General features: G+C 66.0%; 10 protein-coding genes. 7 read left to right on the forward strand and 3 right to left on the reverse strand.

Annotated elements, in window-relative coordinates:
* Window positions 1-51: 51 nt before the first annotated feature.
* From recQ to M9H71_RS11245, 3 genes are all read right to left on the reverse strand, one after another.
* Window positions 52-1,902, reverse strand: a complete 1,851-nt coding sequence (gene recQ / locus M9H71_RS11235; RefSeq protein ID WP_455405106.1) for a DNA helicase RecQ — start codon at window positions 1,900-1,902, stop codon at window positions 52-54.
* 253 nt (window positions 1,903-2,155) lie between these two features.
* Window positions 2,156-3,706 (reverse strand): AMP-binding protein, encoded by a 1,551-nt coding sequence (locus M9H71_RS11240; RefSeq protein WP_455405107.1) that lies wholly within the window; start codon window positions 3,704-3,706, stop codon window positions 2,156-2,158.
* A 165-nt stretch (window positions 3,707-3,871) separates the two neighbouring features.
* Window positions 3,872-5,014, reverse strand: a complete 1,143-nt coding sequence (locus M9H71_RS11245) for an iron-containing alcohol dehydrogenase (RefSeq protein WP_455405108.1) — start codon at window positions 5,012-5,014, stop codon at window positions 3,872-3,874.
* A 289-nt stretch (window positions 5,015-5,303) separates the two neighbouring features.
* Here M9H71_RS11245 and M9H71_RS11250 point away from each other — a divergent pair, with 289 nt between their 5' ends.
* From M9H71_RS11250 to htpG, 7 genes are all read left to right on the forward strand, one after another.
* On the forward strand, window positions 5,304-6,179 hold the full coding sequence (locus tag M9H71_RS11250) for an S-methyl-5'-thioadenosine phosphorylase (RefSeq protein WP_455405109.1): 876 nt from the start codon (window positions 5,304-5,306) through the stop codon (window positions 6,177-6,179).
* Window positions 6,180-6,290: 111 nt separating this feature from the next.
* Window positions 6,291-7,415 (forward strand): S-methyl-5-thioribose-1-phosphate isomerase, encoded by a 1,125-nt coding sequence (gene mtnA / locus M9H71_RS11255; RefSeq protein ID WP_455405110.1) that lies wholly within the window; start codon window positions 6,291-6,293, stop codon window positions 7,413-7,415.
* 185 nt (window positions 7,416-7,600) lie between these two features.
* The gene (locus M9H71_RS11260) at window positions 7,601-7,906 is read left to right on the forward strand and encodes a hypothetical protein (RefSeq protein WP_455405111.1); all 306 of its coding nucleotides are present in this window, start codon (window positions 7,601-7,603) and stop codon (window positions 7,904-7,906) included.
* Window positions 7,907-7,998: 92 nt separating this feature from the next.
* A complete protein-coding gene (locus tag M9H71_RS11265; protein ID WP_455405112.1) occupies window positions 7,999-8,337 on the forward strand; it encodes a PepSY domain-containing protein in 339 nt (112 codons plus the stop codon).
* Window positions 8,337-9,002, forward strand: coding sequence for a response regulator transcription factor (locus M9H71_RS11270; protein ID WP_455405113.1), 666 nt, complete (start codon window positions 8,337-8,339; stop codon window positions 9,000-9,002). Before M9H71_RS11265 ends, M9H71_RS11270 begins: the two co-directional genes overlap by 1 nt.
* On the forward strand, window positions 8,999-10,378 hold the full coding sequence (locus M9H71_RS11275; RefSeq protein WP_455405114.1) for a sensor histidine kinase: 1,380 nt from the start codon (window positions 8,999-9,001) through the stop codon (window positions 10,376-10,378). Before M9H71_RS11270 ends, M9H71_RS11275 begins: the two co-directional genes overlap by 4 nt.
* A gap of 88 nt (window positions 10,379-10,466) precedes the next feature.
* Window positions 10,467-12,347, forward strand: coding sequence for a molecular chaperone HtpG (gene htpG / locus M9H71_RS11280; protein WP_455405115.1), 1,881 nt, complete (start codon window positions 10,467-10,469; stop codon window positions 12,345-12,347).
* The last annotated feature ends 22 nt before the right edge of the window (window positions 12,348-12,369 follow it).

Raw genomic sequence — 12,369 nt, forward strand, 5'->3', positions numbered from 1 at the left:
CAGGATCCGGACCAACCCGTTGCGCGGGCGGTCAGTGTCGCAAGGACGCAGCTAGCGCCGTTCGCCGATCAATGCCAGCAGGTCGGCGCCGTAGTGCTCAAGCTTCTTATCGCCGATCCCAGCAATCCCGCGCAGTTCATCCAGTGTCCGCGGCTTGGCGGCCGCAAGGCCGTCGAGGGTGGCGTCGTGCAGCACCACATAGGCCGGGACCCCGCGTTCGCGCGCCACCCCGGCGCGCCACGCCTTGAGAGCCGCAAACAACTCCGGATCGCCGCTGGTCTCGCGCGGCGCGCCGCCGGCCAGATCGCCGCGGCGGGATTTCGCTCGCGGCGGACGGCCGGTCTGTTCGCGCAGCATCACCTGGGTTTCCGCCTTGAGCACCGCTCGTGAGGTCTCGGTCAGCTTCAAGGCGCCGAACGCCTCGCTGTCGGGCGCGAGGTGACCGAGCGACACCAGTTGGCGGATTACCGCGCGCCACTGCTTTTCGTTGAACTCGCCGCCGATGCCGAACACCGACAGTTTGTCGTGGCCGAATTGAGTGACGCGATCGGTCAGCCGCCCGAGCAGCACATCGATCAGGTGCTGGGCGCCGAACCGCTGTCCGGTGCGATAGGCACAGGACAACAGTTTCTGCGCCGCCACCGTGCCGTCGATCACCTTCGGCGGGGTGAGGCAGTTGTCGCAATTGCCGCAGCTCTCGTGCTGCGCCGTCTCGCCGAAATAGCCGAGCAGCCGGGTGCGTCGGCAGCCGGTGGATTCGCAGAGGCCCACCAGCGCATCCAGCTTGCCCATCGAAACACGCTTGAAGGCATCGGAGCCGCTGCTCTCGTCGATCATCCGGCGCTGCTGGACGATGTCGCTGAGCCCGTAAGCCATCCACGCCTCGGACGGCTTGCCGTCGCGGCCGGCGCGGCCGGTTTCCTGGTAATAAGCCTCGATGCTTTTGGGCAGATCCAGATGCGCGACGAAGCGCACGTCCGGCTTGTCGATGCCCATGCCGAACGCGATGGTGGCGACGATCACGATGCCGTCTTCGTTGAGGAAGCGATCCTGATTGCGCGCGCGCACCTCCGGCGGTAGGCCGGCGTGATACGGCAGCGCGGTGAGGCCGGACTTGCTCAGCGTCTCGGCGATGTCCTCGACCTTGGCGCGCGACAGGCAATACACCACGCCGGAATGGCCGCGGTGGCGGTCGTCGATGAAGGCTTTGAGCTGGGCCGGCGCGTTCTGCTTGTCGACGATGCTGTAGCGGATGTTGGGCCGGTCGAAGCTCGACACGAAGCACGGCGCATCCGTTAGGGACAGCCGCTCTGCGATCTCGCGGCGGGTCAGCGCATCGGCGGTCGCGGTCAGCGCGATCCGCGGCACATTCGGAAATTTCTCCGCGATCGCGGAGAGGCCGACATATTCGGGACGGAAGTCGTGGCCCCATTGCGAGACGCAATGCGCCTCGTCGATCGCGAACAGCGCGATCTTCGCCCGCGCCAACAGGCCGAGGCAGCGCGGCGTCAGCAGCCGCTCCGGCGCGACATAGAGCAGGTCGAGCTCGCCCTTCAGCAGTTGCTGCTCGATCGCATTCGCCTCGTCGTAAGACAAGGTCGAATTCAGCGCTGCGGCGCGCACGCCGCTCTCCAGCAGCCCGGCCACCTGGTCGCGCATCAGCGCGATCAGCGGCGACACCACCACGCCGCAGCCCTCGCGCAGCAGCGCCGGCAGTTGGTAGCACAGCGACTTGCCGCCCCCGGTCGGCATCAGCACCAGCGCATCGCCACCGTCTGCGACATGCCGCACGATCGCTTCCTGCTGGCCACGGAACGACGACAGCCCGAACACATGATTCAGCGTCGACAGCATCCGCGCGTCGAGTTCGTCGTCGGTTTCGCGGGGCGCGGTGCGGGTCATCGGAGCGGGCGGGGGAGCGGGGACATGCGATGCGTATACCCCACCGCGGCCGATTCGGCTCATGAGTCGCCGTCATTCCGGGGCGCCGCGCAGCGGCGAACCCGGAATCTAGACGTGCAAGGACAAGAGGTGCCCCACGATCTCGGGATTCCGGGTTCGCAGGCTGCGCCTGCGCCCCGGAATGACCTGCCTGGAGGGGGCCGCGCTCGGGGCGACGCCGTTCTTCAAACGAAGAGCGTCGTGACGCCCCGCCTCACACGATCCGGCTATTCTTGCTGCCCCAATATTTGTCGCGCAGCAGACGCTTGTAGAGTTTGCCGGTGGGGAGCCGCGGCATTTCGTCGGTGAAATCGATCGAGCGCGGCACCTTCTGGCGCGACAGCGATTGGGCGCAGAACGCCAGCAGTTCTTGCTCCAGCTCGGCGCCGGCGGCGACACCCTCGATCGGCTGCACCACCGCTTTCACTTCTTCGCCGAGATCCTCGTTCGGTACGCCGAACACCGCAGCGTCCGCGACCTTGGGGTGGGTGATCAAGAGGTTCTCGCATTCCTGCGGATAGATGTTCACGCCGCCCGAGATGATCATGAAAGTGGCGCGGTCGGTGAGATGCAGATAGCCGTCGTCGTCGACATAGCCGACGTCGCCGACGGTGCTCATGCTGCCGTCTTCCGAGCGGGCTTCCTGGGTCTTCTTCGGGTCGTTGAAGTACTCGAATGGCGTCGCGGTCTTGAACCAGATCTGGCCGGGCGTTCCTTTCGGGCACGGCTTCATGCCGTCGTCGAGAATGTGCAGGTCGCCGAACATCACCTTGCCGACGGTGCCGCGATGCGCCAGCCATTCCGGGCTGTTGCAGGCGGTGAAGCCGAGGCCTTCGGTGGCGCCGTAATATTCGTGGATGATCGGTCCCCACCATTCGATCATCTGTTCCTTGACCTGCGGCGGGCAAGGCGCAGCGGCGTGGATCGCGACCTCCAGGGTCGACAGATCGTATTTCTTGCGGACCTCCTCGGGCAGCTTCAGCATCCGCGAGAACATCGTCGGCACGAGCTGGCTGTGGGTCATCTTGTGTTTCTCGACCAGTGCCAGGTAGTGCTCCGGGTCGAAGTGCTCCATGATGATCACGGTGCCGCCGATGCGGATGGTGAGGCCAACCGCGGCCTGCGGCGCCGAGTGATACAGCGGCGCGGGCGACAGATAGATCATGCCGTCGCGATACTTCCACAGCATGTTGAGGAAGTGGAACAGCGGCAGCGGTTCGGACGGCGGCTGCTCCGGCAGCGGCCGGATAATGCCCTTCGGCCGCCCGGTGGTGCCGGACGAATACAGCATCGCGGTGCCGAGGCTTTCGTCGGCGATCGGTGTGTCCGGCAGGTTTTTGGTCGCTTCGGCGAGCCCGACGATCCGCTCGCTCTCGCCGTCACCGTCGACCACCACGCACAGCGTGACGTTGGGACATTCCTGCAGCGCCTCGCGGGCGACGTCGAGCTTGGCTTTCGAGGTGATCAGCGCGCGCGATTCGCTGTTGGTCAGGATGTAGGCGAGCTCGGCGGGCGTCAGGTAGGAGTTGACGCAGGTGTAGTAATAGCCGCTGCGTTCGCCGGCGGCGCACGCCTCGATGTAGCGGTTGTTGTTCTCCATGAAGATCGAAAAATGGTCGAGCCGCTGCAGACCGTGATCGCGCAACAGATGCGCCAGACGGTTGCTGCGAGCCTCGAGCTCGGCATAGCTCACCGTCTCTCCGGTCGAAGCCATGATGAAGGCGGGGTGATCGGGGCGGGTCTTCGCGAACTGGCCGGGATACATTGTGCTCCTCGTGCTGATGCGTGCCTGAGTTTCTGGTTTTCCGTCGTCATTGCGAGGAGCGAAGCGACGAAGCAATCCACCGACGTGCACTGGGCTCCTGGATTGCTTCGCTACGCTCGCAATGACGCTTTCATCGTCGTTGGTCCCGCTAGAGCAAGTGCGTCCTCACGCCGCGAGCTCCAGGATCTCGCGGACCTGCGCCGGTCCTTCGATCGGGCGCGGATTGCGCGGTACCCATGGCGTGCCCATTGCCTGGGTGGCGATCCGCTCGAAATGCTCGGGCCCGACGTTCACGTCGCGCAAGCTGCGCGGCATGCCGAGCACCCGGATCAGCGCGTCGAGCACGTCCCCGGCGTCTTCGCCGGGATGGCCCATCGCGGCGGCGACCAGCGCCTGACGGTCGCGGTTGGCGGACTTGTTCCAGCGCATCACCGCCGGCAGCATGATGCAGGAGGTGTGGCCGTGCGGCACGTCGAACACCGCGCCGAGCACGTAGCCGATGCCGTGGCTGGCGCCCATCGGCACGCCGGACGACAGCGCGCCCATCGACAGCCAGGTGCCGATCTGACACTCGAGCCGGGCGTCGAGATCGGTCGGGTGGGCTTTCACCCGCGGCAGTCCGGCCGCCAGCATCGCGAGGCCGCGCAGCGCCTGGGCGTCGCCGTAGGGGTGCGCCTCGCGCGAACAGATCGCTTCGACGCAGTGATCGACCGCCCGGATGCCGGTCGACAGAAACAGCCACTCCGGCGTGTGCAGGGTGATGGCCGGATCGAGGATTGCGGCGCGCGGCATCGTCAGCGGATGCGCCAGCTTCTCCTTGACCCGGGTGGCCTCGTTGGTGACGCCCGCGATCGCGCTGAACTCGCCGCCCGAAATCGTGGTCGGCACGCTGATCTGCCGCACGGTCGGGCCGACCGGCGCGGTGATGTTGCGGACGCGGTCGATCTCGGCGGCGCTGGCGATGTCGTTGGCGAGGCAGATCTGCACCGCCTTGGCGCCGTCGGTGATCGAGCCGCCGCCCACGGTCACGATGATGTCGGCATGAACGGCGCGCGCCTGCTCGGTGGCTGCGATCACCGCGGCACGCGGCGTATGCGCCGGCATCGCGTCGAACACCCCGGCGCAGCGAGTGCCGAGCGCGTCCTTGATCTTGGCAATTTCGTCGGTGGTGCGGTTCAGCGTGCCAGACACCATCAGCAGCGCGCGCTGCGCGCCTATCCGGTCGATCTGGGCGGCGAGCGCGGCTGCCGCCGGCTGACCATAGACGACCTCCTCCATGGCGCCGAATACGACGCGTCCCGTGATCACGTTGTTTCACTCCCGTTGGCCGCTTTTGCGTGGCCTTAGCGATGATCCTAATCCGATCGTTGCGGGTACGGGAACAGGAAAATTCGTCGCGGCGGCGCACGGCGTTGACGTCCGATGTCCTGGCGACGGTCGCGGTAAGATAAGACGTTTGGCTGATCCACCACCGAAGGGGGTTGTCGCTGCGCCGCCCGCATGTTGAATGCGGCGGCAGATTTTGTTGTGTGACGCGTTTTCCTCACGCGAACCGGTGACCATTTCGCTCGGAAACGCTGTCGTCGGGGAGACAGTAATGACCAAGGCCGTGCTCGGCATTATCGGCGGCTCCGGGATCTATGATTTGCCCGGGCTGGAAGACGTCCGAGAGGAAGCGATCGCAAGCCCATGGGGCGAGCCGTCCTCCGCGGTGCGGCGCGGCAATATCGCCGGCCTGCCGATCGTGTTCATGCCGCGCCACGACAAGGGCCACCGGCTGTCGCCTTCCGACATCAACTACCGCGCCAATATCGACGTGTTGAAACGCGCAGGGGTCACCGACCTGATCTCGCTGTCGGCCTGCGGCTCGTTCAAGGAAGAACTGCCGCCCGGCACCTTCGTGCTGGTCGATCAGTTCGTCGACCGCACCTACAAGCGCGAAAGCTCGTTCTTCGGTAAAGGCTGCGTCGCCCACGTTTCGATGGCGCATCCGGTGAGCCCGAGGCTGCGCATCCACCTTGCGGCGGCTGCGGAGGCCGAGGGCATTCCGGTGGCGCGCGGCGGCACCTACCTCTGCATGGAAGGGCCGCAGTTCTCCAGCTACGCGGAGAGCATGACCTACAAGCAGCTCGGCTATTCGGTGATCGGCATGACCAACATGCCCGAGGCCAAGCTCGCCCGCGAGGCGGAAATCTGCTACGCGACGGTGGCGATGGTCACCGATTTCGACTGCTGGCACCCGGACCACGACGCGGTGACGGTACAGGATATCATTCGGGTTCTGACCTCCAACGCCGAGAAGGCCAAGAGCCTGGTGGCGCGGCTGGCACAGGACTTCCCGCGCGAGCACGAGGAATGCCCGATCGGCTCCGACCGCGCCCTCGATGCCGCCTTCATCACCGCGCCCGAAGCGCGCGATCCGGAACTGCTGAAGAAGCTCGACGCGGTGGCCGGGCGGGTTCTGAAGGCGTAAACCTCGTCATTGCGAGGAGCGAAAGCGACGAAGCAATCCAGTGCTTGGCGTGTGAACTTCTGGACTGCTTCGCTTCGCTCGCAATGACGGATTCGATGTTAGCGAGGCACCATGAAAGTCGACGGCAAGCATACCCGCACGATCTGGCTCGAGGCTGACGGCTGGACCGTCGGCACCATCGATCAGCGCCGGCTGCCGCACGACTATGTGGTGGTGAAGCTCATCAGCTCCGATGCGGCGGCCGATGCGATCCGCACCATGCTGGTGCGTGGCGCCCCGCTGATCGGTGCCACCGCGGCCTACGGCATGGCGCTGGCGATGCGAGAGAATGCCTCCGACGCCGGGCTCGATGCTGCCTACGCCAAGCTGGTCGCGACCCGGCCGACTGCCATCAACCTGAAATGGGCGCTCGACGAGATGCGCCGTGCGCTGGCCCCAATTCAGCCGGCGGATCGTGTCGCGGCGGCATATCGGCGCGCCGGTGAAATCGCCGACGAAGACGTCGCGATCAATCAGGCGATCGGCGCCAGCGGCCTGAAGCTGATCGAGGCGATCGCAAAGACCAAGAAACCCGGCGAGCGCGTCAACGTGCTGACTCATTGCAATGCCGGCTGGCTCGCCACCGTCGATTGGGGCACCGCGACCGCGCCGATCTACCAGGCGTTCGATGCTGGCATTCCGATTCATGTCTATGCCGACGAGACCCGCCCGCGGAATCAGGGCGCGTCGCTCACAGCCTGGGAGCTCGGCCATCACGGCGTCGATCACACCGTGATTCCGGACAATACCGGCGGCCATCTGATGCAGCACGGACTAGTCGACCTCGTCATCGTCGGCACCGACCGCGTCACCGCCGACGGCGACGTCTGCAACAAGATCGGCACCTATCTGAAAGCGCTGGCGGCGGCCGACAACAAGGTGCCGTTCTACGTCGCGCTGCCGTCGCCGACGATCGACTTCACCATCCACGACGGCGTGAAGGAAATTCCGATCGAGCAGCGCGAAGCCGCCGAGGTCACCGACATGACCGGCCGCACCAGCGATGGCCGGATCGAGACGGTGCGGATCGTGCCGGCTCGCTCCAAAGTGGCCAATTACGGCTTCGACGTCACCCCGGCGCGGCTCGTCACCGGGCTGATCACCGAGCGCGGCGTGCTGAAAGCCGACCGTGCGGCGCTGGCTGCCGCCTTCCCGGAGCGGGTGGCGCAGGCCATGGAACTCCTGCGAGCGTCCTGAGTTCGGTAGAATACGGCTGCTCAGCCGCAGCACGAGGCAGCGCAGCGGTATTGCCGCGTCGAAACAGTGTGTCGCGCGGCCGATCGCCGCGTAACCTCTGTGGAAAGGCTCTCGCGCCCGCCACCTTTGTGGCTATGCTGGATTCGCGCCGAAGCCGAGCCGCGCGCGCCCCAAGGACTCGCATCATGACCAATCAATCAAGGCCGCCGGAGCGGCCGCGCTATGAGCCGGAGATCATTCCGCCCGGACAGACCCATGATCCGATGGGGACGCGGATTTTCATCGACCAGAACACCACCGAGCACGTCTTCGTCGGCAAGGTCGGTCCGTTCGGCCTGTTTCTGATGGCGCTGGCGATCGGTGCGGTGATCGCCGTGGTGTTGGTGCTGCTGCTCGGGGCGTTCCTGCTGTGGATTCCGGTGGTCGGCCTGCTGATCGCCGCCGGTCTGGTCGCCGGCGTGCTGCGACCGTTGTTTTCACGACACGGCTGAGAGCGACGCCGTTTCGTTTTGATCATTGTCAGCGAGCGGTCAGCGGCTCGGCGCCAGACTGGCGGTTTCCGAAGGAGCCGGCCGGAAGCCCGATGAGGCGCCTCTTCATTGTCGCATTCACAGCTCTGATCGCCGCGGCGCCGATGCCGTCGGCGCGCCTCGTCGCGCACGAGCACGACCACGGCGCCCACGACCGCCGCCACGATCACGACGAAGCGCGGCGCGCGGTCGAGCGCGGCGAAATCCGTCCGCTCGCCGAACTGCTCGGCCGGATTCGCGACAAGCTGCCCGGCGAGATCACCGGCGTCGAGATCGAGCGGCATCACGATCAGTGGCTGTACGAGTTCATCGTGGTCGACAAGGCCGGACGGTTGTACGAAGTCTATGTCGATGCGCTGAGTGGCGAGATCCGTCGCACCAGGGAGAAATGATGCGAGTGCTGGTGGTCGAGGACGACAGCCGGATCGCGTCGGAGCTGGCCCGGGGCCTCCGCGAAGCCGGCTATCTGGCCGAGATTGTCGGCGACGGCGAAGAGGCATGGTTTCGCGGCGACACCGAAGACTATGCCGCGATCATTCTCGACCTCGGTCTGCCGGGGCTCGACGGCCTCACCATCCTGAAGCGCTGGCGCGACAACGGTCGCCTCACCCCGGTGCTGATCCTCACCGCCCGCGGGAGCTGGGCCGAGCGGGTCGACGGCATCGATGCCGGCGCCGACGACTATCTGCCGAAACCGTTTCAGATGGAGGAGCTGCTGGCGAGGCTGCGCTCGATCGTGCGGCGGTCGGCTGGCCATGCGTCGTCGGTGGTCACTATCGGCGACGTCACGCTCGACGAGCGGCAGATGCAGGTCAGCGTTCGCGGTAAGCCTGTGTCGCTGTCGCCGCTGGAGTACCGGCTCGCGTCCTACCTGGTGCTGCATCGCGGCCGGGTGGTGTCACAATACGAGCTTGCCGAGAACATCTACGGTCAGGACGACGCCCATGATTCCAACGCCATCGAGGTGCTGGTCGGCCGCGTCCGCCGCAAGATCGGCACCGAGCTGATCGAGACCCGGCGCGGCTTCGGCTACATCGTGCCGGACGAGCGTTCATGAAACACAGCTCGCTGCGGCTGCGGTTGATCGCCGGCGGGGCTGCGGCGATTCTGATCGCGCTCAGCGTCGCTGGTTTCGCGCTCACCATCCTGTTCGAGCGCCACGTCACCCGTACCATCGCGGACGATCTGGAAGTCTCGCTTAAGCAACTGCTCGCCGGCATCGAGGCCGGGCCGGACGGAAAGCTCGTTGTGGTGCGACCGCCGACCGATCCGCGGTTCTCGGAGCCGCTGTCGGGGCTGTACTGGCAGGTCGGTGACGACGGCGATCAGTTGGTGCGCTCGCGCTCGCTGTGGGACGACCGGCTGACGGTGCCGATCGATCAGCCCGGTCCCGGCGAAGTTCATCACCACGACATCGCCGGCCCGTTCGGCTCGCGGTTGTCGATCGTCGAGCGCCGGGTGCTGCTCACCATGGGCGGCAAGAGCGTGCCGATCCGGGCCGCCGTGGCGGTCGATCTGGCGCGGGTCGATGCGGCCGGCAAGGCGTTTGCGCGCGACCTCGTGGTCGCGCTCGGGCTGCTCGGCGCGGTGCTGGCGCTCGCCACCTCGGTCCAGGTGATGCTCGGCCTGCGGCCGCTCGCTGCGCTTCGCCGCGACGTCGCAGCGATCCGCTCCGGCCGCAGTCGCCGTCTGCCCGAGGCCGTGCCGGACGAGGTGCGGCCGCTGGTCGAGGAGGTCAATGCGCTGTTGGAAGCGCAGGCCCACGAGATCGAACGCTCTCGCGACCGCGCCGCCGATCTCGCCCACGGCCTGAAGACGCCGCTGGCGGCGCTGGCGGGCGATGCGGCACGGCTGCGGGAGCGCGGCGAGGACAAGCTCGCTCGCGACATCGAGGCGGTCGGCGCCGCGATGAGCCGGCACGTCGATCGCGAGCTGGCGCGGGCCCGGCTGCGCGGCGCCGCACGGCGCGGCGAGAGCGTGACGGTGGAGCTGTTGCCGCTGGTGCGATCATTGGTGACGATCCAGTCGCGCACCCCGGCGGGCCGATCGATCGCCTACGGTATCGAGATCGCCGACTATGTGGCGGTGCCGATCGAACGCACCGATCTCGCCGAAGTGCTCGGCAATCTGCTCGACAACGCCACCCGCCACGCAAAATCCAGGGTGCGGATCGGCACCGCCTGCGATGCCAACGAATTCTGCATCTTGATCGAAGATGACGGCGAAGGGCTCGGCGAGGCTGCGCGGACCGAAGTGCTGTCGCGCGGCATCCGGCTCGATCAGCGCGGCGAGGGCGCCGGACTGGGGCTGGCGATCGTCCAGGACGTGCTCGACGCCTATGGATGGAGTTTGCGGCTGTCGGGCTCCGAACTCGGCGGACTCAAGGCCTGCTGCTGCTCGGCGGTCGCCTCGGCCGGCCCGGGCGGCGTGTGAGCCGGCGCGGCCACCTTGCCATCGCGCGCTCGCGCGCTATATCCCGGTTTTCCCTCACATTCCTTCTGCAGGACCAGCGACATTCGCCATGACCATGACTGATACCCCGAGCGAGACGAAGCCGTTCCAGGCCGAAGTTGCCGAGCTTTTGAACCTGATGGTGCACTCGGTCTATTCCGAGACCGACATCTTCCTGCGCGAGCTGATTTCGAACGCCTCGGATGCGCTCGACAAGCTGCGCTACGAGTCGATCGCAAAGCCCGAGCTGATGGAGAAGGGCGGCGAGCCGAACATCCGGATCATTCCGAAGAAGGCGCCCGATACCCTGACGATCGTCGACAACGGCATCGGCATGGATCGCCAGGAGCTGATCGACAATCTCGGCACCATCGCCAAGTCCGGCACCAAGTCGTTCATCTCCAAGCTTGCCGAGTCGAAGGACAGCGCCGGCCTGATCGGCCAGTTCGGGGTCGGCTTCTACGCCGCCTTCATGGTGGCCGATAAGATCAGCGTCACCAGCCGCCGCGCCGGTTCGGACGACGTCTGGACCTGGACGTCGGCCGGCGGTGCTGGGTTCGAGATCGGCCCGGCGTCCGAGGAGGCCGCCGCACGGGTCGAGCGCGGCACCGAGATCGTGCTGCATCTGAAGCCGGACGCTTCGAAATATCTCGAAGACTGGCAGATCGAGCGGATCGTTACCGAATACTCCGACAACATCCAGTTTCCGATTCTGCTGGTGCCGGAGGAGGGCGAGCCGCGCCAGATCAATTCGGCCAGCGCGCTGTGGCAGCGCTCGAAGTCCGAATTGAGCGAGGACGATTACAAGCAGGCCTACAAGCAGATCGCGGGCGCATTCGACGAGCCGGCGATGACGCTGCATTATCGCGCCGAGGGCCGGCAGTCCTACGCGGTGATGCTGTTCGCGCCGTCCACCAAGCCGTTCGACCTGTTCGAGCCGGAGCGCAAGGGCAAGATCAAGCTCTACGTCCGCCGTGTCTTCATCACCTCCGAAGCCGAGCTGCTGCCGCCCTATCTGCGCTTCCTGCGCGGCGTGATCGATTCCGAGGACCTGCCGCTCAACCTGTCGCGCGAGATGCTGCAGAAGAATCCGCAGCTCGCGCAGATCCGGACCGCGGTGACCGGCAAGGTGACCAGCGAGCTGGAAAGCCTCGCTGAGAAGAAGCAGGAGGACTTCGCCAAGATCTGGGATGCGTTCGGTCCGGTGCTGAAGGAAGGCCTGTACGAGGACTTCGAGCGCCGCGAAAAGCTGCTGTCGCTGGCGCGCTTCACGACGACCGCGGGCGAGAAGCGGTCGCTGAAGCAATATGCCGAGGCGATGAAGGAGAATCAGACAGATATCTACTATCTGGTCGGCGATTCTCTGGAGCGGCTGAAGTCCAACCCGAAGCTGGAATCGGCGGCTGCGCGCGGCATCGAGGTGCTGCTGCTGACCGACCCGGTGGATGCGTTCTGGACCTCGGCGCAGCTCGATTTCGGCGGCAAGCCGCTGAAGTCGCTGAGCCAGGGCGACGTCAATTTCGATCTGATCCCGAAGCTCGATCAGGACGAGGACAAGAAGGAAGAGACCAAGGCCGACGAGGCCACGGTGATCGCGGTGATCAAGGACGCCCTCGGCGATCGCGTCTCCGACGTCAAAGCCTCGCAACGACTGACATCGAGCGCATCGTGTCTGGTGGCGGGCGGCATGGGTCCGGATCGCGAACTGGAGAAGATGCTGGCACGCGCCAACAAGGGCGCCGGATCCAAGCCGATCCTCGAGATCAATCTGAAGCATCCGCTGGTCGCTGCGCTCGGTGATACCAAAACCGACAAGACGGAAGCTGGCGATCTCGCCTTCCTGCTGCTGGAGCAGGCGCAGATCCTCGACGGCGAACTGCCTGAAGATCCGGCCGCCTTCGCCAGCCGTCTCAACCGGTTGGTGCTGCGCGGGGTCGTTGCGCATGGTTAGCAGCTAGCTAACAAATACGGTT

Source organism: Rhodopseudomonas parapalustris (genome assembly GCF_053772255.1).